At 65.7% G+C, this 24,147-nt stretch carries 24 protein-coding genes; 15 read left to right on the top strand and 9 right to left on the bottom strand.

Annotated elements, in window-relative coordinates; all coding sequences use genetic code 11:
* Nucleotides 1-143: 143 nt before the first annotated feature.
* Nucleotides 144-818 (bottom strand): HAD family phosphatase, encoded by a 675-nt coding sequence (locus XI02_RS37790; RefSeq protein ID WP_016846703.1) that lies wholly within the window; start codon nucleotides 816-818, stop codon nucleotides 144-146.
* Nucleotides 819-1,157: 339 nt separating this feature from the next.
* Here XI02_RS37790 and XI02_RS37785 point away from each other — a divergent pair, with 339 nt between their 5' ends.
* Nucleotides 1,158-2,726: a DUF1800 family protein gene (locus XI02_RS37785; protein ID WP_172646848.1), complete on the top strand. Its 1,569-nt coding sequence runs from the start codon at nucleotides 1,158-1,160 to the stop codon at nucleotides 2,724-2,726.
* A complete protein-coding gene (locus tag XI02_RS37780; RefSeq protein WP_172646849.1) occupies nucleotides 2,723-3,952 on the top strand; it encodes a DUF1501 domain-containing protein in 1,230 nt (409 codons plus the stop codon). Before XI02_RS37785 ends, XI02_RS37780 begins: the two co-directional genes overlap by 4 nt.
* A 166-nt stretch (nucleotides 3,953-4,118) precedes the next feature.
* Here the strand turns inward: XI02_RS37780 and XI02_RS37775 are convergent, their stop codons facing one another.
* The 3 genes from XI02_RS37775 to XI02_RS37765 form a co-directional block, all read right to left on the bottom strand.
* Nucleotides 4,119-5,060: an aldo/keto reductase gene (locus XI02_RS37775; RefSeq protein ID WP_172646850.1), complete on the bottom strand. Its 942-nt coding sequence runs from the start codon at nucleotides 5,058-5,060 to the stop codon at nucleotides 4,119-4,121.
* 272 nt (nucleotides 5,061-5,332) lie between these two features.
* Nucleotides 5,333-5,794 carry a GNAT family N-acetyltransferase gene (locus tag XI02_RS37770; RefSeq protein ID WP_172649052.1) on the bottom strand — a complete coding sequence of 154 codons (462 nt, stop codon included), beginning with the start codon at nucleotides 5,792-5,794 and terminating at the stop codon, nucleotides 5,333-5,335.
* Between the two features lie 103 nt (nucleotides 5,795-5,897).
* Nucleotides 5,898-6,713, bottom strand: a complete 816-nt coding sequence (locus XI02_RS37765; protein WP_194483272.1) for a PAS-domain containing protein — start codon at nucleotides 6,711-6,713, stop codon at nucleotides 5,898-5,900.
* A gap of 212 nt (nucleotides 6,714-6,925) precedes the next feature.
* Between XI02_RS37765 and XI02_RS37760 the strand changes: the two genes are divergently transcribed.
* A complete protein-coding gene (locus tag XI02_RS37760; protein ID WP_016846696.1) occupies nucleotides 6,926-7,279 on the top strand; it encodes a DMT family protein in 354 nt (117 codons plus the stop codon).
* A gap of 17 nt (nucleotides 7,280-7,296) precedes the next feature.
* Here the strand turns inward: XI02_RS37760 and XI02_RS37755 are convergent, their stop codons facing one another.
* From XI02_RS37755 to XI02_RS37745, 3 genes are all read right to left on the bottom strand, one after another.
* Nucleotides 7,297-7,449: a hypothetical protein gene (locus XI02_RS37755; RefSeq protein WP_210339758.1), complete on the bottom strand. Its 153-nt coding sequence runs from the start codon at nucleotides 7,447-7,449 to the stop codon at nucleotides 7,297-7,299.
* Nucleotides 7,450-7,512: 63 nt separating this feature from the next.
* Entirely contained in the window at nucleotides 7,513-7,689 is a 177-nt protein-coding gene (locus XI02_RS37750) for a hypothetical protein (RefSeq protein ID WP_016846694.1), read from the bottom strand.
* A gap of 176 nt (nucleotides 7,690-7,865) precedes the next feature.
* A complete protein-coding gene (locus XI02_RS37745) occupies nucleotides 7,866-8,519 on the bottom strand; it encodes a glutathione S-transferase family protein (RefSeq protein ID WP_026193353.1) in 654 nt (217 codons plus the stop codon).
* A 625-nt stretch (nucleotides 8,520-9,144) separates the two neighbouring features.
* Here XI02_RS37745 and XI02_RS37740 point away from each other — a divergent pair.
* The 3 genes from XI02_RS37740 to XI02_RS37730 all read left to right on the top strand — a co-directional run bounded on the left by XI02_RS37740 (nucleotide 9,145) and on the right by XI02_RS37730 (nucleotide 11,855).
* Nucleotides 9,145-10,347, top strand: coding sequence for a pyridoxal phosphate-dependent aminotransferase (locus tag XI02_RS37740; RefSeq protein ID WP_018273579.1), 1,203 nt, complete (start codon nucleotides 9,145-9,147; stop codon nucleotides 10,345-10,347).
* Nucleotides 10,348-10,591: 244 nt separating this feature from the next.
* A complete protein-coding gene (locus XI02_RS37735; RefSeq protein ID WP_016846689.1) occupies nucleotides 10,592-11,113 on the top strand; it encodes a DUF992 domain-containing protein in 522 nt (173 codons plus the stop codon).
* Nucleotides 11,114-11,372: 259 nt separating this feature from the next.
* Nucleotides 11,373-11,855: a DUF992 domain-containing protein gene (locus tag XI02_RS37730; RefSeq protein WP_194483271.1), complete on the top strand. Its 483-nt coding sequence runs from the start codon at nucleotides 11,373-11,375 to the stop codon at nucleotides 11,853-11,855.
* On the opposite strand, the gene XI02_RS37725 is transcribed toward XI02_RS37730, so the two are convergent.
* The gene (locus XI02_RS37725; RefSeq protein ID WP_172646853.1) at nucleotides 11,852-12,784 is read right to left on the bottom strand and encodes an alpha/beta fold hydrolase; all 933 of its coding nucleotides are present in this window, start codon (nucleotides 12,782-12,784) and stop codon (nucleotides 11,852-11,854) included. The genes XI02_RS37730 and XI02_RS37725 overlap by 4 nt on opposite strands.
* A 124-nt stretch (nucleotides 12,785-12,908) precedes the next feature.
* Here XI02_RS37725 and XI02_RS37720 point away from each other — a divergent pair, with 124 nt between their 5' ends.
* The 6 genes from XI02_RS37720 (at nucleotide 12,909) to XI02_RS37695 (ending at nucleotide 19,237) form a co-directional block, all read left to right on the top strand.
* Nucleotides 12,909-13,823, top strand: a complete 915-nt coding sequence (locus XI02_RS37720) for a LysR substrate-binding domain-containing protein (protein WP_069276574.1) — start codon at nucleotides 12,909-12,911, stop codon at nucleotides 13,821-13,823.
* A gap of 159 nt (nucleotides 13,824-13,982) precedes the next feature.
* The gene (locus XI02_RS37715; RefSeq protein ID WP_069276573.1) at nucleotides 13,983-16,031 is read left to right on the top strand and encodes an elongation factor G; all 2,049 of its coding nucleotides are present in this window, start codon (nucleotides 13,983-13,985) and stop codon (nucleotides 16,029-16,031) included.
* 199 nt (nucleotides 16,032-16,230) lie between these two features.
* Entirely contained in the window at nucleotides 16,231-16,872 is a 642-nt protein-coding gene (locus XI02_RS37710; RefSeq protein WP_016846684.1) for a YoaK family protein, read from the top strand.
* Between the two features lie 31 nt (nucleotides 16,873-16,903).
* Complete coding sequence (locus tag XI02_RS37705; protein ID WP_069276667.1) at nucleotides 16,904-17,746, top strand: shikimate dehydrogenase; 843 nt, start codon at nucleotides 16,904-16,906, stop codon at nucleotides 17,744-17,746.
* A gap of 115 nt (nucleotides 17,747-17,861) precedes the next feature.
* Nucleotides 17,862-18,440, top strand: a complete 579-nt coding sequence (locus XI02_RS37700) for a hypothetical protein (protein ID WP_172649054.1) — start codon at nucleotides 17,862-17,864, stop codon at nucleotides 18,438-18,440.
* Nucleotides 18,441-18,628: 188 nt separating this feature from the next.
* Nucleotides 18,629-19,237: a hypothetical protein gene (locus XI02_RS37695; protein WP_172646854.1), complete on the top strand. Its 609-nt coding sequence runs from the start codon at nucleotides 18,629-18,631 to the stop codon at nucleotides 19,235-19,237.
* 167 nt (nucleotides 19,238-19,404) lie between these two features.
* On the opposite strand, the gene XI02_RS37690 is transcribed toward XI02_RS37695, so the two are convergent.
* Complete coding sequence (locus XI02_RS37690) at nucleotides 19,405-20,541, bottom strand: alpha-hydroxy acid oxidase (RefSeq protein ID WP_016846679.1); 1,137 nt, start codon at nucleotides 20,539-20,541, stop codon at nucleotides 19,405-19,407.
* 142 nt (nucleotides 20,542-20,683) lie between these two features.
* Between XI02_RS37690 and XI02_RS37685 the strand changes: the two genes are divergently transcribed.
* The 3 genes from XI02_RS37685 (at nucleotide 20,684) to XI02_RS37675 (ending at nucleotide 23,956) form a co-directional block, all read left to right on the top strand.
* Nucleotides 20,684-20,857: a hypothetical protein gene (locus tag XI02_RS37685; RefSeq protein ID WP_170991523.1), complete on the top strand. Its 174-nt coding sequence runs from the start codon at nucleotides 20,684-20,686 to the stop codon at nucleotides 20,855-20,857.
* Between the two features lie 216 nt (nucleotides 20,858-21,073).
* Complete coding sequence (gene glmM / locus XI02_RS37680) at nucleotides 21,074-22,420, top strand: phosphoglucosamine mutase (RefSeq protein WP_016846677.1); 1,347 nt, start codon at nucleotides 21,074-21,076, stop codon at nucleotides 22,418-22,420.
* A gap of 282 nt (nucleotides 22,421-22,702) precedes the next feature.
* The gene (locus tag XI02_RS37675) at nucleotides 22,703-23,956 is read left to right on the top strand and encodes an MFS transporter (RefSeq protein ID WP_018273575.1); all 1,254 of its coding nucleotides are present in this window, start codon (nucleotides 22,703-22,705) and stop codon (nucleotides 23,954-23,956) included.
* Nucleotides 23,957-24,147: the final 191 nt, after the last annotated feature.

The raw sequence follows: 24,147 nt of genomic DNA, 5'->3' as shown, positions 1-24,147 counted from the left end.
TGCCGCCACCGGCGCGGTGCTGAAGGTTCAATCTGGCGCGGCGGTAGCAACTCAACCAGCCAATGGACACTCGCGATCGTGCGGACAACATGTCCGGGCATACGCGGGACGATGGATTGCTTCGCTGACGCTCGCAATGACAATCAGAGCGCGCCGCGCTCTTGCAGCAGCGCCAGCACGGCGTTGAGGTCCGGCAGTACGGCTGCGCATTTCGCGCGCGTCTCGTCGGTCGGCGGCGCCATGTCCGGCACCATCAGCGTGATGGCGCCGGCGGCATGGGCGGCAGCGACGCCGTGGTTGGAATCCTCCACGGCGATGCAGGACGCCGGCGTCACGCCAAGCCGCGCGGCTGCCTTGAGGTAGAGCTCCGGATCCGGCTTGCCCTGCGCGACATCGTCAAGCGTCAGCAACGTGTCGAAGCGCGCGCGGATGCCGGCGAGGGTGAGGTTGCGCTCGGCCGAACGGCGCGACGACGAGGTGACGATCGCCATCGGCCGTTGCGCGGCGGCGATGGCGTCGAGCAGATCGAGCGTGCCTGATTTGAGCGGCAGGCCCAACCGCATCATCCGATCGCGATGGTCGAGAAAGGCGAGGTTGACCGCCTCCAGCGGAAACGCCGCGCCGTAATGATCGCGCAGCATCGCTTCGCAGGCCGGGCCGGGAAGGCCGACCATGGAGTGACACAGCGCGACGACGTCGTCGGTGTAGCCGCATGCATTCAGCGCCGCGACCAGGCTGTCGAAATAGACCTTCTCGGTGTCGAGCAGCGTGCCGTCCATGTCGAGCAGGACGGCGTCGACGGTCCAGCGTGCGTTCACGTGGCACTCACCGCTGCTTGCTGTTCCGCGAGCTTGCGCAAGCATGCGGGGCACAGGCAATCGCCGCCGTCGGTCGGCATCGGCAGGTGAAAACTCTCATCGGAGCACCAGCATGCGCCCGTGAGCGAGCAGGAAAATTCGCTGCCGCATGCCGTGCAGGCAAGCCGGCGCGGAGTTGCTGGTTCCGAACGATCGTTTGACGAGAGGTCCATTCTAACCGCGATTTAATGCGCGAATTAATCTCGGGTTCATCCCGGACCGCGCTATGATGCCGTGCGACAGATATAGCCGGGATAGGCGGCCAGGGAAATCGCCCGGGGAATGGTCGAGGGAATTCTGATGGCCCGTGATTCGCAAGCCGCGCTGGTTGCCCTCAACCGGTTTGGATTCGGCGCCCGCGGCGGGGCGTCCGGCGACTTCATCAACGCGGCCTCCGATCCGCGCGGTTTCGTGCTCGCGGAACTGGCGCGTCCGAACGGCGCGCTGCTCGAAGTGCCGGGCCTGCTCTCGACACCCGAACTCGGCAAGCAGGTGTTCGACTATCAGTTCGAGATCCAGCAGGCGCGTAACGCCGCGAAGCAAGGCGCGAGCGAGACGCCGCCGCAACGACCGGACGCCAAGCCGCAGCCGCGGCGCAACCTGTCGCTGCCCACCGCCGCCAAGGAGATCGCCGGGAAGGATTCGGCGATGCAGGCGCCTGACAACGCCAATGCGGCGATGACGCCGTCGGCTCCGATGCAGCCTCCGACGATACAGCCGCTGGCCGGTCCGCCCAAGCCGCCGGCGCAGCCGCTCAACATCATCCAGAAGACGTTCCGCGCCGAGGCGCTGGCACGGCTGCAACGCGGCGTGGTCGCCGATTGCGGCTTCGTCGAGCGTCTCGTGGTGTTCTGGTCCAACCACTTCTGCATCTCCGCCAACAAGGGCGCGCTGGCGCGGATGTGGGCCGGCTCGTTCGAGCGCGAGGCGATCCGTCCCCATGTGCTCGGCCGTTTCCCGGACATGCTGAAGGCCGTCGAGCAGCATCCGGCGATGCTGTTCTTTCTCGACAACCAGCAATCGCTCGGCCCGGAGTCGCGCGCCGGCATCAACCGCAATCGCGGCCTGAACGAGAACCTCGCGCGCGAGATCATGGAACTGCATACGCTCGGCGTCGGCGGCGGCTACACCCAGGACGACGTGACGGCGCTGGCGCGCGTCATCACCGGCTGGACCTTTGCCGGCCGCCGTGGCCAGTTAGGTGTGCCCGGCAGCTTCGTGTTCAACGCCAATGCGCACCAGCCCGGACCGCAGCAGGTGCTCGGCAAGACCTACGCGCAAGCCGGCGTCGCGCAGGGCGAGGCGGTGCTGTCGGACATCGCCCAGCATCCCTCGACCGCAAAATTCATCGCGACCAAGTTCGCGCGCCACTTCGTCGCCGACGATCCGCCGCCGGCGCTGGTGGCGAGGCTGCAGGATACGTTCACGAAGACAGACGGCGATCTCAGGGCGCTGGCCACCGCGCTGGTTCAGTCTAACGAGGCCTGGCAGGCGCCACTGACGAAGATGCGTTCGCCTTACGAATTCCTGGTCGCATCCGGCCGCCTGCTGGCGCGCAATCCCGAGGATCCGGGCCGCTATCTCAACGGCCTCAACGTGCTCGGCCAACCCTTGTGGTCGCCGGCCGGGCCGAACGGATTTCCGGACATCGCCGCGGCCTGGGCGGCACCTGAAGGCGTCAAGCTCAGGCTCGACATTTCGGCGCAAGTCGCCTCCCAACTCGCCGACCGGTTCGACCCGCGCGACCTGCTCGAGCTCATTGCCGCCGATGCAGCCTCGCCCGAGACACGGCGCACCATCGAGCGTGCGGAATCGCGGCAGCAGGCGCTGGCGCTGCTGTTGATGTCGCCCGAGTTCCAGAGGAGATGACGATGGAATGCTCTGAGAGCATGATGCTGCAGGCGACGTCGCGGCGCGCGCTGCTGCTCGGCGGCGCCTCCTTTGCAGCCTGGGCCTATTTGCCGAAATTCGCGCGCGCCGCCGATGGCCGCGATCCGCGCTTCGTCACCATCATCCTGCGCGGTGCGCTCGACGGCCTTGCCACGGTTGCCCCGGTCGGTGACCCTGACTATGCCGGCCTGCATGGCGCGATCGCGCTGCGCCCCGATGGGCCGAACGCAGCGGTGATGCTCGATCCGTTCTTCGGCCTGCATCCGGCGATGCCGGAATTTTCGCGGATGTATCGCGCCAAGCAGGCTGCGGTGGTTCATGCAGTGGCGACCTCCTATCGCGATCGGTCGCATTTCGATGGCCAGGATGTGTTGGAGAGCGGCTTCCCCGGTCCGGGCCGCGTGCAGTCCGGCTGGCTCAACCGCGCGCTGGAGGCGCTGCCGAAAGGCGAGCGGGTGACGAGCGCGCTCGCGGTCGGCCCGACCACGCCGCTGGTGCTGCGCGGCGCGGCGCCGACCGTCGGCTGGGCCCCGACCGCTCTGCCGCAAGCCGCTGACGACACCGCGATGCGGCTGCTCGATCTCTATCAGCACCGCGATCCGGCGCTGGCGAGCGCGCTGACGCAAGGCTTGCAGCTCGAGAAGCAGGCGCAGGGCGACGAGATGAAGCCGGAGCAAGGGGCGGGCGGCGTGGCGGCGATGCGCCTCGTGGCGCGCGGCGCCGCGAAATTGATGGCGGCCGATGACGGCCCGCGGATCGGCGCGCTCGCCTTCGACGGCTGGGATACCCATGCCAATGAAGGCGGGCCGGTCGGCCGCCTCGCGCAGCTGCTCGGCGGCCTCGACGGCGCGCTGGCGGAATTCCAGAGCGGGCTCGGCGCGCGCTGGCGCGACACCGTGATCGTGGTCGCGACCGAGTTCGGCCGCACCGCGCGCATCAACGGCACCGAAGGCACCGACCACGGCACCGGCACCATCGCGCTGCTCGCCGGCGGCGCGGTGAATGGCGGCCGCATGATCACCGACTGGCCCGGCCTCAAGCCCGCCAATCTCTACCAGGCCCGCGACCTCGCCCCGACCACCGACCTGCGCGCAGTGATCAAGGGCGTGCTGCACGACCAGTTCGGCCTCGGCGAGCGCGTGCTGGCTGATGCCGTGTTTCCGGACAGCGCCCCGGTAAAGCCGATGAAGGGGCTGGTGGCTTGACGGCGAGCCTCAATCACGATGTCGTCCCGGCGAAGGCCGGGAGCCATTACCACCGCTGGTGATTGTTGGGGCGCGCTGGAGCCACAGCATGGCGTAACCACGCGCATTTGTGGTTATGGGTCCCGGCTTTCGCCGGGACGACGCTGCGGTTACACGACCGCAAGTGTCACCCCTTCGTTATCCCATCGATCTCCGCCATCTCCTCCGCGGAGAGCCTCCAGCTGATCGCCTTGACGTTCTGCTCGATCTGCTCGGGACGCGTCGCCCCGGCGATGACGCTTGCGACTTGCGGGCGGGCGGCGAGCCAGGAGAAGGCGAGCTCGAGCATGGAGTGGCCGCGCTCCTTCGCAAATGCCTGCAGCTTCTCGACGATGTCCTCGTTGCGCGGCGTGACGTAGCGATCCTTCAGGGTCGGCGCCTTGGCGAAGCGGGTGTCGGCGGGTGCAGCGGCGCCGCGCTGGTACTTGCCGGTCAACAGGCCGCTGGCGAGCGGGAAGAAGGGCAGCAGGCCGAGATTGTATGCTTGCGCCGCCGGCAGCAGGTCCTTCTCGATGTCGCGCACCAGGAGGCTGTATTCGTCCTGGCAGGACACGAAGCGGTTCACGTTCATCTGGCGCGCGACGTGCTCGGCTTCGGCGATCCGCCAGGCCGGGAAGTTGGAGTTGCCGATGTAGCGCACCTTGCCCTGGCGCACGAGATCGTCGAGCGCGCGCAGCGTCTCATCGATCGGTGTGAGCGGATCGTAGTCGTGCTGCTGGTAGAGATCGATATAGTCGGTCTTCAGGCGGGTGAGGCTCGCTTCGACCGCCGACATGATGTAGCGCCGCGAGGCGCCCTGTTTGGTGCCGTCGGTCGCCATCGGCTTGGAGAATTTGGTGGCGAGCACGATGTCCTTGCGGCGGTCGCCCAGCACGGTGCCGAGCACGGTCTCCGAGCCGCCCATGCCGGCATAGATGTCGGCGGTGTCGAACAGGGTGATGCCGAGATCGATCGCCTTGTGGATCACCTTGCGCGAGGTTTCGAGGTCGGTGCGCTGGCCGAAATTGTTGCAGCCGAGGCCGACCGCGGACACGCGCAGCCCGGAGCCGCCGAGATTACGAATTTCCATGAGACAATCCTGTGGGATAGGCGAGGGGTGCCGCGCATTTTGACAAGCACGCCAAGGCCCGGCAAGGTGCCGTTCTACCGCCAATCACGCATGGCGATGTCGCAAAATGAGATGTCGCAAAAAAAGCGGTCCCGGTCAGACGCGGCGACTGACGGGGACCGCTCGGCGAAGATCTGAGACGGGGGGCCTGATCTTACGCGAGCGGAAGCCTAGCCGGGCTTTGTAACGTGCCGGTGACACCTCTGTTCAATCCACAGGCCGCGAAGATCCGCTCAGACAATCTTGCGATAGATGACAAAGCCCGGCTTGTCCGCGACCTTGTCATAAAGCTGCATCGCGGTGTGGTTGGTCTCATGCGTCTGCCAGTAGACGCGTGGCGATCCCGCGAGCCTGGCCTGCGCGTAAACTCCGTTGATCAACGCGCGGCCAACGCCCTTGCCGCGTGCGGCTTCGCTGGTGAACAGATCCTGCAAATAGCAGGTTGGCGCGATCGCCGTGGTCGAGCGGTGAAACAGATAATGCGTCAGCCCGAGCAATCTGCCACCGGCGTCGGCGACCAGTGCGTGCACCGGCTCATAGGCATCGAAGAAGCGCTCCCACGTCATCGCGGTGATCTCGGGCGCAAGCGCGGTCGGTCCGGATCGCTCATAGAAGGCATTGTAGCCGTCCCACAGAGGAAGCCACTGGGCGTAGTCGTCGCGCGTGACGAAGCGGATGGTGACGTCGTCGGCCATGGACATCCCTGGATGATCCTGCGGTTGCGGGCGATGCCTCCGCACCGCTCGCAAGATTCTACCGTCGCTGTCTCGCAGGATCAATCGCGGACGCGGCCGCGCCTCACTCGGCGGCGCGCAGCAGTCGCGCCAGACGGCGCTCGCGCCCGGCGCGCTGCGCCCGATATTCATCGGCCTTCGCGGGATCGTCGGTGTGCCGCACGAGGTCGGTCACCGGCGTGTAGCTCAGCATGCGGCCGCCGTCCGGCAGCGCGGTGCAACTGAAGCGCAGCACCTGGCCGTCGGCGAGGTTGAGATTGATCGGCGTGGAGTCGCCGGCGCGCATCATCGCGATGCGCTCGGCGATGAATGCGCTCAGCTCGTCCTCCGGCAGTTCAAAGGCGCCGGTGTCGCGGCCGTGATACATCAGCGCGACGAAGGGCGGCTTGCTCTCGGCCTGCGCATCCGATAGCGCGAAATAGTCGCGGAAGGCGCGGTTGATGAATTCGGCGCGGGTGTCGGCGTCGAGCAGCACGATGCCGATGTCGACCTGGTCGAGCGCGGCGGCGAGCCGTTCCGCGGTGGCGTGATGCTGCTGGTCCGCGGCAAAGGCGTCGATCCATTTCTGCCGCAGCATCCCAGTGATCACAGCGGTGCCGGCCGCAGTCGCCGCCAGCATCAGCATCCGCGCGACGTCGGCGGTGTCGTAACCGGGCAGCGCGCGATGACCGAGGAAGAACAGCGCCGAGGCGGCCACCGCGATCGCGGCGGAGATCAGCCCGGAGGTGATGCCGCTGATCGAACTCGCAAGCGCCACGATGCAGACGAACAGCGGCGCGGGATTGGGGACGGCGACAACGAGGCGATCGAGCAGGAACGCGGCGGATGCCGTGATCGCCGTCAGGGCCGGACCTGAAATTGCACGCCAGTCGAACCGCATGCGCGTCCTCGCTATCTATCAAACGAACGATAAAGCCGCAGTTTGACGACAGGGCCGCAACCGCGCCGGCATTTCCGTCCCGACCGTTAAGCGGGCGTTGCGGGGGCCGAACCAGCTTTCGCTGCTTTCAAATCAAATGATATGCAGATCGGCGCGGAACCCGGTTCCGTGCCTGCGGGTTACCGCGTGCTTTGCTTGCAAAAGGACAATCGATGCCCGCCATTTCGCCGTCGCTGCTGCCGATCCTGATGCTGTTCGCCTCGAACGTCTTCATGACCTTCGCCTGGTACGGCCATCTCAAGTTCAAGGGTCATTCGCTCCCCATCGTCATCATGGTGAGCTGGGGCATCGCCTTCTTCGAATACTGGCTGGCGGTGCCGGCCAATCGCTGGGGCAGCGCGGTCTACTCGGCGGCGCAGCTCAAGACCATGCAGGAGGTGATCACGCTGGTCGTGTTCGCCGCCTTCTCGGTGTTGTACCTGAAGGAGCCGCTGGGCTGGAATCACGCGCTCGGATTTGCCTTCATCGCCGCCGGCGCGTTTCTGATCTTCCACAAATGGGGGTAATGCGCTTTGCGCCTGAGCTAGTGGGGCGGGGCCGGCTTGGCGGTGGGCGTCGTGACATGGGCGGGGCGTGCGTGGTCTTCGCCTTGCGTGCCGGTCACGATCAGGAGCGATGCCGCCAGCAGGATCGCCGCCGACAGCGTCACGGTCACAAGTCCGACTGGGGTCTTCATCATGTCGCGCCGCTGTCTCTCCCGCGCCTTGCCGCGGATCAGGTGCCAACCGAAATTGCTTGATTACGCCGGGATCGCCGTTGCCATGGTGACGTTGCTCGACAGCACGGTCACGGCGACGACCAGGCACAGCGTCAGCGCGCCAAGCGCGAGCGACGCGGCGATCGCGTTCGTCAGCCGGGATGATGCCACCGGGGCAGGGCGGCCATCGAAGCCTGCCGTGCCGGACCACCGTTTCATGGTCTAAATCCCTCAGGCCGCGAGCGAATCACTCGCGACAACCGCGCGAATCTGCCGGTTGCGACCGGCAACATTGCGGCGGTGGCGCCGTCCAAAATGGCTAAAATGCGGCGGTGGCGCGGGTTTTGCCCGTTATTTAGGCAGTTTCCCCGTTATTCCCTGGATTCACCAACCGGTCAGACGCCGGCCGCGAGGTGGGGCTCAGGCTCGGCCTTGGTACCGGGCTGCCAGTCCATCGAGACAAATCCGGGGGTCTGCTCGACCCGCTTGAGCCAGGCGCGGATCGACGGAAAGGTCGCCAGGTCGAAGTCGCAGCGGTCGGCGACGTGGGTGTAGCCGTAGAGCGCGATGTCGGCGACGGTGAGCTGTCCGGCGGCGAAATAGGTGTGGTCCTTGAGGTGATTCTCCATCACCTGCAGCGCCGCATAGCCGCGCTCCATCCAGTCCTCCAGCGCGTGCGTCTGCAGGTCGCGTCCGCCCTTGACCAGCGACAGCCAGAAATAGGCGGCTCCGATGTTCGGCTCCAGCGCGTGCTGCTCGAAGAACATCCACTGCAGCGCCTCGGCGCGCTCGATCCGCGACTCCGGCGCCAGCGGTGTGCCGATTGCGACGTACCAGAGGATGGCATTGGACTCGGCGAGATGGCGGCCTTCGGCGACCTCGAGCAACGGCACCTGGCCGCTCGGATTCTTGGCCAGGAATTCCGGGGTGCGGCTCTCGCCGCGCAGGATGTCGATCTCGACCGCCTCGTACGGCGTGTTCAGCACGGCAAGCGCCAGCCGGACCTTGTAGCTGTTGCCGGAGCGCTGCATCGAATAGAGCTTGTACATTGCGTCGGTGTTCACTCGGGTCAGGGAGACGGTACGCTCGAATTGCGCGGCCTGTCACACCGCAACGCCGCTAAACAATGATGCCGACGGGGGTGCGTCGCAAGCCCTGCAGTGTGGAAAAAGTCGAAACGTCTACCGCACTGCACGCGTGCAGAACGATTCCATCAACACGGCAGAACAACTCGGATCACGCCTGTGCGACGCTCTGCACGGTGCCGGTCGATGGCAAGGTTGATACCAAGGTCGCGACCATGGCCGGCGCGCTGCAATTCGCAAACCTTAACGCGCCATCCTTGGCGGCACGACGCGCCGGCCGGCGTTGACGGCCCGCCGCCAGCGCTGTGCGGCTGGTGCCGCGCGGCATTGTCCTCGGAGCAATCCGCGCCGGCGCATACCGCGGAGGCCCTGCCGGCAAGGCCAGAGCTGTGGTCACCGGGCTTGCCGGATATGAGTCATCCGGCGCCGGAACTTGCGGAAAATTGCGCGCGCGGCGAGCCATGCGCGAAAGTTTTCGTGCTTTACCGCCAAGCTTCTTGCGGTGCAGCGGCGACAGGCCTAGGGTGCCGCGATCCCATTCAAATCAAGTCGTGGCCCAACGGCTCACGACGTTTGCCAGGAGATGATAATGGCCTTCCTGTCCGCTGCGCTCGACCGTGTGAAGCCGTCCGCGACGATCGCGGTCACGGACAAAGCACGCGCGCTGAAAGCCGCGGGCCGCAACGTCATCGGTCTCGGCGCCGGCGAGCCTGACTTCGATACGCCCGCCAACATCAAGCTGGCAGCGATCCACGCGATCGAGGCCGGCAAGACCAAGTACACCGATGTCGGCGGCATTCCGGAGCTCAAGGAAGCCATCATCAACAAGTTCGCGCGCGAGAACGGCCTGACCTACAAGCCGAACCAGGTCATCGTCGGCACCGGCGGCAAGCAGGTGCTCTACAATGCGCTGATGGCGACCATCAATCCGGGCGATGAGGTGATCATCCCGGCGCCGTACTGGGTCAGCTATCCCGAGATGGTGGCGCTCGCCGGCGGCGAGTCGGTGCCGGTGGTTTGCCCGGCCTCGACCGGCTTCAAGCTGCGTCCGGAAGATCTCGAGAAGGCGATCACGCCGAAGACCAAATGGGTGATCCTGTGCTCGCCTTCGAACCCGACCGGCTCGGCCTATACGAAGAGCGAGCTCAAGGCGATCACCGACGTGCTGGTCAGGCATCCGCATGTCTGGGTGATGACGGACGACATGTACGAGCACCTCGTCTATGACGACTTCGTCTTCACCACGGCGGCGCAGGTCGAGCCGAGCCTGTACGATCGCACGCTGACCGTGAACGGCGTGTCGAAGGCCTACTGCATGACCGGCTGGCGCATCGGCTATGCCGGCGGCCCGGCGCAGTTGATCAAGGCGATGGCGACGATCCAGTCGCAGTCGACCTCGAACCCGTCGTCGATCGCGCAGTGGGCTTCGGTCGAGGCGCTCAACGGTCCGCAGGACTTCATCGCCGCGAACAACAAGGTGTTCAAGGAGCGTCGCGACCTCGTGGTGTCGATGCTCAACCAGGCGAGCGGCATCGAGTGCCCGCGGCCGGAAGGCGCATTCTACGTCTATCCGTCCTGCGCCGGCACGATCGGCAAGAAGGCGCCGTCGGGCAAGCTGATCGACAACGACGAGGCGTTCGTCACCGAATTGCTCGAGAGCGAAGGCGTCGCCGTGGTGCAGGGATCGGCGTTCGGGCTCGGACCCGCGTTCCGCATTTCCTACGCCACCAAGACCTCCGATCTCGAGGATGCCTGCAAGCGCATCCAGCGCTTCTGCGGTAATCTGCGGTAGTTCGATCCGAACTTGAAAAACGCTCCCGCACTTGGTGCGGGAGCGTTTTTTTTGCGTGCTGAAATCGCGCACCGGTAAAATCGACGAGTCAAATCACATCCTGCTCACCTCACGCGCGTGTGTGCGAACATCGATGCCACACGCGGGAAGTTTTTACGGCGTCTTTGCGCACTGCCTTGTTTTGGACACGAGCCTTCCTTCCTGTCCGCCGCGCAAATTCAGTTCACCTTGCGGAGACAGTTCAATGCGACTTTCGACCCTCACCCTTGCAGCGCTTGCGTTGCTGGCGCCGTTCGCCACCGCCAACGCGGCGCCTCAGGTTCAAGCCGGGGTCCTGCAATGCCAGGGCGGCGAGAATGTCGGCTTCGTTGTCGGCTCTGTCGCGCGCCTCGAATGCGTGTTCCAGAGCGGCGGCCGTCGGCCCGAGCCCTATGTTGCGACCGTGAAGCGGATCGGCGTCGACCTCGGCGTCACCGCGACGACCCAGCTCGCCTGGGCCGTGAGCGCGCCGACCACCCAGCTTCCGCGCGGTGCGCTGGCCGGCAGCTACGGCGGCGTCGGCGTCAACGCCTCGGTCGGCCTCGGTGCCGGCGGTAACTTCCTGTTCGGCGGTCCGAACAACGCCTATGCGCTGCAGCCGATCAGCGTGCAGGGCCAGACCGGCCTCAACGTCGCGGCCGGCATTGCCGGCATCGATCTCGAGCCGGTCCGCTACAACGGTCCGCGCCGGCATCACCGTCACCACCGTCATCATCACCACCACTAAGTTGGTTGGTGCCTGATCAAGGGGCCCGCGAAAGCGGGCCTCTTTTTTGTTGTCCGTTGTTTGCTGTCCGTTGCTCGACCACATCGGCAGGCCGAAAGGAACATAGCAGCGCCGCAACATCTCCTGACAATCGGTGGCCGGGCACCGCAAATTCTGGCCGGACAAGCGGTGTTGTGGCATAGGATGCGGACGGCGCCGCAGACACGGCGCCGTTCTGTTCTCTGCTCGCGTCATGCCTTTCAGCCGGAGACTCCCCAACATGCATCGCTTCACTCTCCTCGCCGGTGCTGCCATTGCCATGCTGAGCGTAGTCGTCGGCGCCAGCGCCCAACAGCCGATCCAGCGCGTGCAGGTCGGCGTCCTGGAATGTCGCGGCGGCGCGAGCGTCGGCTTCATCGTCGGTTCCGTGACCCATCTCGGTTGCGTGCTGCGCGCCAATGGTCTGCCTGAGGATCGCTACATCGCGACCATCCAGAAGGTCGGCATCGATCTCGGCATCACCCAGGAATCGGCGCTGGCCTGGGGCGTCTACGCACCGGTGGAGCGGCTCGGGCCGGGCGCGCTCTCCGGCAACTATGCCGGCGCGCAGGGCAGCGCGACGCTCGGCGTCGGCGTCGGCGGCAACGTGCTGGTCGGCGGCTCCGACAACACGATCGCCCTGCAGCCGCTCAGCGTGCAAGGCCAGGTCGGCATCAACATCGCCGCCGGCCTCGAGAGCCTCGAGTTGCGGCCGGGTCGCTAACGCGCGCCCTTGCGGTTGATCAGCTTGCCGAAGAAGCCGCTTGCTTCTTCGGCAACGATCCCTGGCGCCTCGGCGTGAACATAGTGCCCGGTGTCGACGAACCTGATCGACGGTTCGCTCCAATAGTCTCCCAGCCTGTCCGACCATTCGGGCGCGATCAACGGATCGCGGCGGCCCCAGAGAAAGCGCGAGGGCACGTCGATGCGCGGCTGTGGCGGCAGTTTGCCTTCCAGCCAGCGCCGGCGATTGGGCGCGGACGAGAGATACCAGTCGAAGCCGCCCTGGATGTTGCCCGGCTTCATGAAGTTATCGACATAGGCTTCCAGCAGATCGCCGAACACGGCGGGATCATCGCCCGACCAGTGGTCGAGGAAATGTCGGAAGTAGAGCCGGCATGACTCGCGCGAGCTTCCGACCAATTGCGCGGCCCATGGCAGCTGCTGGAAGTATTGATACCAGACCTCGATCAGGTGACCGGGCTGGCCGTAGCGGTGGCCGAGGCCCGGATAGGGCGTGCAGAGATAGAGCGTGCCGGTCAGCCTCTGCGGCTGTCGATGCGACATCGCCTGCATGACATAGGCGCCGAGATCGCCGCCGATCACGCCGAAGCGGTCATGACCGAGCGCGTCCATGACAGCAAACATATCCAGCGCGTGGCGCTCCGCGGTGGCGGACGCATCGGGCCCCGGCGTCGGCTTGCCGGTGTTGCCGCAGCCGCGCAAGTCGGGCGCGATCAATTCAAAACTGTCGCCGAGGCGTAGCATCAGCGGGCGCCACACCAGCCAGAATTCCGGCCAGCCGTGAAGCAGCAGCAGCGGCGCGCCCTTGCCGAAGCGCGCGACGTTGACGCGCAGGCCGCCGATATCGATCTTCTGTTGCGTGATGCCTGCCGCGGCTGCTTCCGCGAAGGCTTTTTCCAGCGCCGTCATGGGGACTCCCTGTGGTTTGCCGCAGGCTGTCCGCGTTCGCGCGTCCGGTCCAATACTCGTTCGATACGGTTGCAGAGCTATTGCGTATGACTGGCGGCACCCGCCGCCGTGCTATACCGCCAGCATGGAACTGCGACATCTCAGATATTTCGTGGCGCTCGGCGAGGAATTGAACTTCACCCGCGCGGCCGAGCGGCTGCACATCGCGCAACCGCCGCTGAGCCAGCAGATCCGTCAGCTCGAGGACGAGCTCGGCGTGACATTGCTGCAGCGGAATAGCCGTCCTGTTCGGCTCACCGAGGCGGGCGAACTGCTGCTTGCGCGCGCCCGCTCCCTGCTCGCAAATTTCGAGGACGCGGTTGCGGACACGCGGCGCGTCGGGCGCGGCCAGGCCGGCAGGCTCGCGATCGGATTCGTCGGCTCCGCGATGTTCGCCGGTCTGCCCGATCTCATCGGCAGCTATCGCGACGCCTGTCCCGACGTCGAGCTCGTGCTCGACGAGATGCTGGCGGCCGAGATTGCCGAAGCGCTGCGGCGACGCCGGATCGATGTCGGCTTCGCACGCCCGGCGCTAGTGCCGGAGGCGGGTCTTGCCCAGCGCCTGATCCTGGAGGAGCCCTATGTCGCGGCGTTGCCGCGCGCGCACCCACTTGCCGAGCGGGACGACATTGCGCTTGCCGAATTGTCCGACGACGCCTTCGTGCTGTATCCGGCGCGACCGGAGCCGTCGGTCACCGGACTGATCGTCGCCGCGTGCCAGGCCGCCGGCTTCACGCCGCGGCTCGCGCAGGAGGTGCTGCATCTGCAGACCGCGATTGGCCTGATCGCCGCCGGCGTCGGTGTATCGCTCGTCCCGGAGGCCGCGGCACGCGCGCAGACCGGTCGCGGCGTGGCCTATGTCCGGCTTGCCGCGCCGGCAGTGACGGCGCCGCTCACGATTGCGTGGCGCGATGAAGGTGTCTCGCCCGCCGTGCAGCGTCTGCTCGACCTTGCGACGCGCTTGCGCGAGATTGCTCCGGGACTTGCGCGAAGGAACTGACGCAGCGGCCGCAATTGTCCGGACGATGGCTCGGGATTGCAAACTTACGCGACGCCGCACCGCAGCGACGTTTTCCCGCTTGCCAAATGTCAAACGCAGGCAGAGCATAAACGGTCGCCGACCCAATCATGGGCCGAGCTCCAAAACGAGGAGGCGGCAATGGGACAAGACGTCAGAAGTCCCCGAGGTCCACGGTGCATCGCATTGGTGGGCCCTTTCCAAAGCGGTAAAACCACACTTCTGGAAGCGATCCTGGCGCGAACTGGCGCCATTAAGAATGCCGGCAGCGTCGATGCCGGAACCTCCGTCGGCGATGCCAGCCCCGAGGCGCGTCAGCACAAGATGGGCGTAGGCCTGACAGCCGCCACCACCACCTTTATGGGGGACAGCTACACCTTTATCGATTGTCCCGGCTCGATCGAATTCGCGCACGATATGCGTGCAGCGTTGCCGGCGGTCGATGCCGCGGTCGTGGTCTGCGAAGCCGATGAGAAGAAGCTGCCGCAGCTGCAGATCATCCTGCGCGAGCTCGAGGAGCTCGGAATTCCCCGTTTTCTATTCCTGAACAAGATCGACCGCGCCAACAAGCGCGTCCGCGAGACGCTTGCGACGCTGCAGCCGGCCTCGCGCGTGCCGCTGGTGCTGCGCCAGATCCCGATCTGGAACGGCGATCTGATCGAAGGCTTTGTCGATCTCGCGCTGGAGCGCGCCTTCGTCTATCGCGAGCACAAGCCGTCGGAGGTGATGGCGCTCGAGGGCGGCAATCTCGATCGCGAGAAGGAAGCGCGCTTCTCGATGCTGGAGAAGCTTGCCGATCATGACGACGCGCTGATGGAGCAATTGCTGGAGGACATCCAGCCGCCGCGCGATGCCGTGTTCGACGATCTCGCCCGCGAGCTGCGCGAAGGGCTGATCTGCCCGGTGCTGCTCGGTGCTGCGAGCCGCGAGAACGGCGTACTTCGCCTGATGAAGGCGCTGCGCCATGAGGCGCCCGGCGTTGCCGAGACCGCCAATCGGCTCGGCATCAAGGATCAGAAGGATGCGCTGGCCTATGTGTTCAAGACCGTGCACTTGCAGCACGGCGGCAAGCTGTCGCTGGCGCGCGTGCTTGCGGGCCGGCTCGACGACGGCGCGACGCTGCAATCTTCAAGCGGCGAGAGCGGGCGGGTCTCCGGCATCCTCGCGGTCTCGGGCGCGCATGACAGCAAGCGGCCGCAGGCCGAGGCCGGCGACACTGTCGCGCTCGGCAAGCTCGATGCGATCAAGACCGGCGATACGGTCTCGAGCGGCAAGACGGCGCCGGCCTCGCTGGTCAAGGTCGAGCCTGCCGCGGCGGTGCTGTCGATCTCGATTGCCGCGACCGACCGCAAGGACGACGTCAAGCTGGGCCAGGCGCTGCTGCGGCTCAACGAGGAAGATCCCTCGCTGACGATGATCCAGAACCCGCGCACCCACGACACCGTGCTGTGGGGGCAGGGCGAGATGCATCTGCGCGTGGCGCAGGAGCGGCTGAAGGACCGTTACGGCGTCAACGTCAAATCGCATCCGCCGGCGATCGGCTACCAGGAAACCATCCGCAAGCCGATCACCCAGCGCGGCCGGCACAAGAAGCAGTCCGGCGGCCACGGCCAGTTCGGTGATGTCGTGCTCGACATCAAGCCGAAGCCGCGTGGTTCTGGCTTCGAATTCCACGAGAAGGTGGTCGGCGGCGCGGTGCCGCGCAACTATATCGGCGCGGTGGAAGAGGGCGTCGTCGACGCGCTGGCGCGCGGCCCGCTCGGCTTCCCCGTGATCGACGTCGATGTCACGCTGACCGACGGCTCCTATCACAGCGTCGACTCGTCCGATCTCGCGTTCCGCACCGCGGCGCGGATCGGGGTCAGCGAGGGGTTGCCGCAGTGCCAGCCGGTGCTGCTGGAGCCGATCCATATGGTCGAGATCGTCTGCCCGACCGACGCCACCGCCAAGATCAACGCGATCCTGTCGGCGCGCCGCGGCCAGATCCTCGGCTTCGACACCCGCGAGGGCTGGAGCGGCTGGGATTGCGTCCGCGCCACGATGCCGGAATCCGAGATTGGTGACCTGATCGTCGAGCTGCGCTCCGCCACCGCCGGCGCCGGCACCTTCACCCGCCAGTTCGACCGCATGGCCGAAGTGACGGGCCGCGCCGCCGACCAGATCATTGCCGCGCATCGCGACGCGGCCTGATCCAATTGTCATTCCGGAGCGCTCGCGCCAGCGAGCGAATCCGGAATCTCGAGATTTCCCAATGCGCAATTGCGCATTGGGATTCGATGCTGTCGCATCGCCCCGCAATGACGGGGAGACTGCTTCGCTCCCTTTCTTCCCAAGCCGACTACTTTCATGAACATTGTCGTTCTGAACACCGGGAGCGATTCCCACCGTCATGCTTGAATCCCGCCGTAAACTGGCGCTGGCCTGCGCGCTCAGCGCGCTGGCCGGCTATGTCGATGGCATCGGCTATCTGCATCTCGGCGGGTTGTTCGTCTCCTTCATGAGCGGCAACTCGACGCGGCTTGGCGTGACGCTGGCCGAGGGGCATTGGCAGCACGCCTTGGAAGCGCTGGCGCTGATCGTGCTGTTTGTCGCCGGCGCCGCAGCCGGCAGCCTCATCGTGCTCAGCGCGCTGGCGCATCGCCAGCCCCTGCTCCTGCTCTTCGAGGCGTGGCTGTTGACGGCGGCGGCGGTGGCCTATGCCTACGGCCTGCCGAGCGCCGCGGTCGCCGCCATCGTGCTGGCGATGGGACTCGAGAACGCCGTATTCCAGCTCGAAGGCGGCGCCGGGCTCGGCCTCACCTACGTCACCGGGGCGCTGGTGAAGGCCGGTCAGCTGATCGCCGCCGCGCTCACCGGCGGCGCGGGCTGGGCCTGGCTGCCGAACCTGCTGCTATGGGCGGCGCTGGTCGCGGGTGCGCTCGCCGGGGCGATGGCCTATGGCTGGATCAACCTCGCCGCGATCTGGTTCGCCGCAGCCGCTGCGTTCGCCCTCAGCGCGCTGGTTGCCGCAACCGCGAAGCGGACGGATTGACAGCGCGCCCGCCTTGGCCGATGTCACGATCATGACGTCCTCAAGCAAAACCCGCGCCGCGTGCCTGATCGGCTGGCCCGCCGCGCATTCCCGCTCGCCGTTGATCCATCATTACTGGCTGCGCACGCTCGGCATCGAGGGCGGCTATGTGATCGAGGCGGTGCCGCCGGAGGATTTCAAGGATTTCCTGTTTCGCCTGTCGCTGCGCGGCTTCGTCGGCGCCAATGTCACCCTTCCGCACAAGGAGCGCGCGCTGGCGCTGTCGGCGCCGGACGAGCGCGCCCGTGCCGTCGGCGCCGCCAACACGCTGTGGTTCGCCGATGGCGAGTTGCGCTCGACCAACACCGATGTCGAAGGCTTCATCAACAATCTCGACGCCTGCGCGCCCGGCTGGGACAAGACCGAAGACGCGCTGGTGCTCGGCGCCGGCGGCGCGGCCCGTGCGGTTGTGTTCGGCCTGATCGAACGTGGGATCGCGCGCGTGCATCTGGTCAACCGCACCATCGACCGTGCCCGTGCGCTGGCCGACCAGTTCGACGCGCGCGTTCATCCCGCGACGTGGGACACGGTCGGCGAGCTGCTGCCGCGCGCAGGGCTGCTGGTGAACGCCACGTCGCTCGGCCAGCATGGCCAGCCCGCGCTCGAGGTCGATGTGGGGTTGCTGCCGCAAAATGCGGTTGTTTCCGATATTGTCTATGTGCCGCTGGTGACGCCGCTGCTCGCGGCGGCGGAGGCGCGTGGCCTGAAGACCGCTGACGGGCTCGGCATGCTGCTGCATCAGGCGGTGCGCGGTTTTGAATTGTGGTTCGGCCAACGCCCGCAAGTTACAGCGGAACTGCGTGGGCTGGTCGAAGCCGATCTCACAAAGACTTGAGGCCTGGAATAGCGTCTCCGGCACGGTGTCTCGTGTTAGTCCCCCGCGTTCCCTCCCGGAGATCACCATGCCTGCCAGCCGTTCCCATCTCATTCGTCCGTGCATCGCGCTCGCGATGGTGACGGCATCCACGCTTTATGCGCTTGCGCAGCAGCCGCCGACGCCGACGCGGGTGCGTGGAACCGTCGAGAGCGTCGATGGCGATACGCTGGCGGTGAAGTCGCGCAGCGGCGAGGACGTCAAGCTGCACATGGCGGGCAATATGGTGGTGCTCGGCCTCACCAAGATCGCGCTGTCCGACATCAAGGTCGGTTCCTTCATCGGCACCACCACGGTGCCCGGCCCTGACGGCGTGCCGAAGGCGGTCGAAGTGCATGTCTTCCCGGAGAACATGCGCGGCACCGGCGAAGGCTCGCGGCCCTATGATCTCAAGCCGAACAGCAGCATGACGAATGCGACCGTCGCGCAGTCCGTGGTCAGCAATGACGGTCATACATTGCAGGTCAAGTACAAGGACGGTGAGAAGACGGTCCAGGTCTCACCCGACACGCCTGTCGTGACCTATGTTCCCGGCGACAAGGCGGACCTCAAGGCCGGCGCCAAGGTGATCGCCTTCATGAAGAAACTGCCCGACGGCTCGCTTGAGACCGACCGCGTCAGCGTCGGCCGCGACGGCCTCACGCCGCCGATGTGACGCACGATCTGAACGGGCTACATCGGAACACGCGAGCGCATCACCTGTCCGTTATCGCAGTAACGGCCCCCTCATCCGGTCCGTAGTTGTTGAACAGTCACCTTTCCCGCGAACTGGAGGTAGCCGCACGGAATACCTTCAACTCCCCGGTGTTCCCTGATTCGCCAGCCAAACCCATGAGGGACACCATGCCGAAATCGCAGCTGTTCGCCGCATTGCTTCTCGTTGCCTTTGCCTCGGCTGCATCCGCACAGCAGCCGCCGGCGGTGCGCATTCGCGGCACCATCGAGGCCGTCGACGGCGCCATGCTGTCGATCAAGTCGCGCGACGGCGCCGACATGAAGGTGCGGACCACCGACAACGTCGCGGTGTTCGGCGTCGCCAAAACCGATCTGTCGGAGATCAAGCCCGGTTCCTATATCGGCGTCACCGCGATGCCCGAGCCCGACGGAACGCAGAAGGCGATCGCCGTTCACATCTTCCCGGAGAACCAGCGCGGCGCCGCCGAAGGCTTCCGCCCCTGGGACCTGCGCGCCAACTCGACCATGACCAACGCCACCGTCGCCGAGACCGTGAAGGGCACCGACGGTCAGAACATCACGGTGAAGTACAAGGACGGCGAGAAGAAAGTCGTGGTGCCGCCGGCCACCCCGGTCGTCACCTTCGTCGCCGGCGACAAGTCGGAGCTGAAGCCTGGTGCCAAGATCATCATCTTCGGCGCAGTGAAGAAGGACGACGGCACGCTGGAAGCCAACCGCGTCAATGTCGGCCGCGACGGGATTACGCCGCCGATGTGAAGCGCAACCTCTCTCAACACGTCGTCCCGGCGAAAGCCGGGACCCATAGCCGCCGATGACGATTGTTGAGAAGAGCTGTGGCCACAGCCGTGTTCTAGTCTCGCACGGCTGTGGTTATGGGTCCGGCTTTCGCCGGGACGACGACTGTGGGCCGGATGGCGATTGCCTCACACCGCGAGCACGTGATCGTCGATCTCGGCGATGGTGTTGACGCCGCACAGCCCCATCGTGGTGGTGAGTTCCTTGCCGAGGATATCGATCGCCTTGGCGACGCCTTCCTGGCCGCCGGCGCCGAGGCCATAGGCATAGGCGCGGCCGATCATGCAGGACTTTGCGCCGAGCGCCAGCGCCCGCATCACGTCCATGCCGGTGCGGATGCCGCCGTCGAACATGATCTCGAGCTTCGAGCCGACCTCATCGACGATCTCCGGCAGCACCTCGATCGAGGACGGTGCGCCGTCGAGCTGGCGGCCGCCATGGTTGGAGACCACGATCGCCTGCGCGCCGGTCTTGGCGGCAAGCTCGGCGTCCTCGACGTCGAGGATGCCTTTAAGGATCAGCTTGCCCGGCCAGATGCTGCGGATCCAGTCGATGTCCTTCCAGTTCAGCGAGGTGTCGAACTGCGAGGCGGTCCATTCCGACAGTTTCGTCAGATCCTCGGTGCCTTTGACGTGGCCGGCAATGTTGCCGAAGGTCCGGCGCTTGCCTTGCAGCACGCCTGACACCCAGGCGGGCTTGGTCGCGAAGTCGATCAGCTTCGACAGCGACCATTCCGGCGGCACCGTCATGCCGTTCTTGATGTCCTGGTGGCGCTGGCCGATCACCTGCAGGTCGACGGTCAACACCAGCGCCGAGCATTTCGCGGCGATCGCGCGCTCGATCAGCGACTTGATGAAGCCGCGGTCCTTCATGACGTAGAGCTGGAACCAGAACGGCTTGTCGACGGCGGCCGCGATGTCCTCGATCGAGCAGATCGACATCGTGCTCTGGGTGAAGGGAATGCCGGCCGCCTGGGCGGCGCGGCAGGCGTAGATCTCGCCGTCGCCATGCTGCATGCCGAGCAGGCCGACCGGCGCCAGGATCAGCGGCATCGCGGCCGGCTCGCCGAGGATCGTGGTCGCCAGGGTGCGCTTGGACACATCGACCAGGATGCGCTGGCGGAACTTGATCTGCTGCAGATCTTCCGAATTCGCGCGCAGCGTGTCCTCGGTGTAGGAGCCGCGGTCCGCATAATCGAAAAACGCCTTCGGCACCCGGCGCTTGTGCAGCTGGCGCAGATCTTCGATGCAGGTAATGTGCTTCATGGACGGTCCCGGCCCTTCTTCTGTGTCGCAAGTTCGATGTCGCGAGCCTTGTTTTAAGCAGCAAGTCTTGCGGGTGTTCGATCTTGTCGTCATCTAGCATGGATGGGGGGCCTGCCAAATCGAAGACGGATGGGAGAGCGCGATGACCCAATCAGGCTCCAAGCCGAAAGCAGACGAGAACGCCGAGAAGCGCCGGCTCGACGAGGCCCTGGAAGAGGGGCTGGAGGAGACGTTTCCCGGTTCCGACCCGGTCAATGTCACCCAGCCGGCCCCCACCAAGGGCGACCAGCACGTCAAGCGCAACGGCAAAGGGTAGGGGACGACGTTCGTTCCCCAGGTTGCCGAAAGAGTAATAATGTTATATCTTTCAGTGCGTTAATGTCGAAGCACGGGGTTTGGCCCCGGTAATGATTCATCATATTTTTTGAAGTCATTTTAGCGCCTGGCAGTCTATAAGGCCGATGCACGCTAGACTGGTAGGCGTTCGGGACTCTCTCGCCGGGTGGTTCGAGAGGTCCGTGTTGGGGGTTACATGAGCCGCAAATATTTCGGGACCGATGGAATTCGGGGCCGCGCCAATGGACTGATCACGCCGGAGCTCGCGCTCAAGGTGGGGCAGGCCGCGGGATTGGTGTTTCAGCGTGGCGACCATCGCCATCGCGTCGTGATCGGCAAGGACACGCGGCTGTCCGGTTATATGATCGAATACGCCATGGTCGCGGGTTTCACGTCGGTCGGTATGGACGTGCTGTTGGTCGGCCCGATGCCGACCCCGGCGATCGCGATGCTCACCAAGTCGATGCGCGCCGACCTCGGCGTCATGATCTCGGCGTCGCATAATCTGTTCGAGGACAACGGCATCAAGCTGTTCGGCCCGCAGGGCTTCAAGCTGTCCGACGATGTCGAGAAGCAGATCGAGCAGCTGCTCGACGAATCGCTCGACCGCCGCCTGGCGCAGAGCGCGAGCCTCGGCCGCGCCCGCCGCATCGACGGCGTCCATGACCGCTACATCGAATTCGCCAAGCGCACGCTGCCGCGCGATCTCTCGCTCGACGGCCTGCGCGTCGTGGTCGATTGCGCCAATGGCGCCGCCTACAAGGTGGTGCCGGAAGCGCTGTGGGAGCTCGGCGCCGACGTGGTGCCGATCGGGGTCGAACCCGACGGCTTCAACATCAACAAGGAATGCGGCTCCACTTCGCCGGAAGCGCTGTCGCGGAAGGTGCGCGAGATGCGCGCCGACATCGGCATCGCACTCGACGGCGATGCCGATCGCGTCATCCTGGTCGACGAGCGCGGCCACATCGTCGACGGCGACCAGCTGCTCGCGGTGATCGCGCAGAGCTGGAAGGAAGAGGGGCGCCTCGCCAAGCCCGGCATCGTCACGACCGTGATGTCCAATCTCGGGCTGGAGCGCTTCCTGCAGGGTCTCGGGCTGCAGATGGTCCGCACGCCGGTCGGCGACCGCTACGTGCTCGAGCAGATGCTGAGCGGCGGCTACAATCTCGGCGGCGAGCCGTCGGGCCATATCATCATGTCGGACTATTCGACGACCGGCGACGGTTTCGTCGCGGCGCTGCAGGTGCTGGCCGTGGTGCAGAAGCTGCGCCGCCCGGTGTCGGAGATCTGCCGGCGTTTCGATCCATTGCCGCAAATCCTGAAGAACGTGCGCTATCGCAGCGGCAAGCCGCTCGACGACGCCGAGGTCAAGTCCGCGATCACCGACGGCGAGAAGCGCCTCAACGGCCATGGCCGTCTGTTGATCCGCCCCTCCGGCACCGAGCCGGTGATCCGCGTCATGGGTGAGGGCGACGATCGCATCCTGGTGGAAGAGGTCGTCGACAACATCGTCAGCGCACTCGGCCACGCCGCCGCGGCATAGGACTGCTGATTCCATATCGAGCTGCCCGTCATCCTGAGGTGCGAGCCTTGCGGCGCAATTGCGCCGCTGGGCGAGCCTCGAAGGGTGTACGACCCGGCTGGTGGCCGATTCATCCTTCGAGACGCGGCCAAGCGGCCGCTCCTCAGGATGACGGGGAGGCGGGACGGTTGTTGCTGAGAACCACACAGCGCATCGCTGCCATCGGCTAACGCAACTGGTCCGGCTCACCTCCGCGTCGTACGACACGGAGGTATTTTTGCGAATCTGTCCGGGAATGCTGCATTGAACAAACCCGTCGTGAGCAAACAGGCGCTGGGCGAGCCGGTGCCGGTGCCGGTGCCGGAGTTGACGGCTGCGAAAGCGGCCGTGGCGGGGCCGGCCTATGTCGTGCTTGCCGGCATCAGCTTCTCGCACTTCCTCAACGACACGATGCAGTCGCTGATCGCTTCGGTCTATCCGATCCTGAAGGACAATTACGCGCTCGACTTCGCGCAGATCGGCATGATCACGCTGGCGTTCCAGTTCACGGCATCGCTGCTGCAGCCGCTGGTCGGGCATTTCACCGACAAGAAGGCGCAGCCGTTCTCGCTTGCGATCGGCATGGGCTTCACCTTCTTCGGGCTGTTGCTGCTCAGCGTTGCGCACACCTATGGGGTGATCCTGATCGCGGCTTCGCTGGTCGGCCTCGGCTCCGCGGTGTTCCACCCGGAATCGTCGCGCATCGCGCGGCTGGCGTCAGGCGGACGTTACGGTTTCGCGCAATCGGTGTTCCAGCTCGGCGGCAGTTTCGGCACCTCGATGGGACCGGTGCTCGCAGCACTGATCGTGGTGCCGTTCGGCCAGCCCTCGATCGCTTGGTTCTCCTCGATCGCGTTCCTTGCCATCGTGATCCTCTGGCGCATCGGCGTCTGGTACAAGCCGCAGATATCGGGCAGGAAGGCGGCCGCCAGCGCGCGGCATCCCGACCATCCGGATCAGCGGCGCGTGAGGATCGCGCTCATCGTGCTGGTGGCGCTGCTGTTCTCCAAGCAGCTCTATGTCTCGAGCCTGTCGAGCTATTACATCTTCTATCTGATCGACCGGTTCGGTGTCTCGACGCAGGCGGCACAGCTCTATCTGTTCGTCTTCCTTGCCGCCAATGCCGCGGGCGCGTTCATCGGCGGGCCGCTCGGCGACCGCTTCGGCCGCAAATACGTGATCTGGTTCTCGATCCTCGGCGCGCTGCCGTTCACGCTGGCGCTGCCCTATGCCGGCCTGTTCGCGAGCGCCGTGCTGACGGTGGTGATCGGCTTGATCATCTCGTCGGCGACGTCGGCGATCATCGTGTTCGCGCAGGAATTGATGCCGCATCGCTTCGGCATGATCTCCGGCGTGTTCTTCGGCGTCGCGTTCGGGATCGGCGGTCTCGGCGCCGCCGTGCTCGGCAAGCTCGCCGACCACACCTCGATCGCCTTCGTCTATCAGCTCTGCGCCTTCCTGCCGGCGATTGGCCTGCTCGCGGTGTTCCTGCCGAAGATGCCGAAGGCCGTGCGCTGAACGCTCGGCCGCAGACGCGACGCCCGCGTTAAGCATTCGCTAACACACGCCCGCTCGCGTGCGCTGCGAACGGCGCGCATGCGTCAACGCTTCATTAGCACTTGTGGCGAGATCGCGATGTTTCGCCGCTTCCTGCGCCATTTTATGGACCCATAAGCGAAAGCCGCAGAAAAAGGTGAGAGAAAATCAAC

It is taken from the genome of Bradyrhizobium sp. CCBAU 21365 (assembly GCF_015291305.1).
In the GTDB taxonomy this organism is placed as follows: Bacteria; Pseudomonadota; Alphaproteobacteria; order Rhizobiales; family Xanthobacteraceae; genus Bradyrhizobium; species Bradyrhizobium elkanii.
Note: the sequence above shows the minus strand (reverse complement) of the source record. Positions and strands in the feature narration are given on the sequence as shown.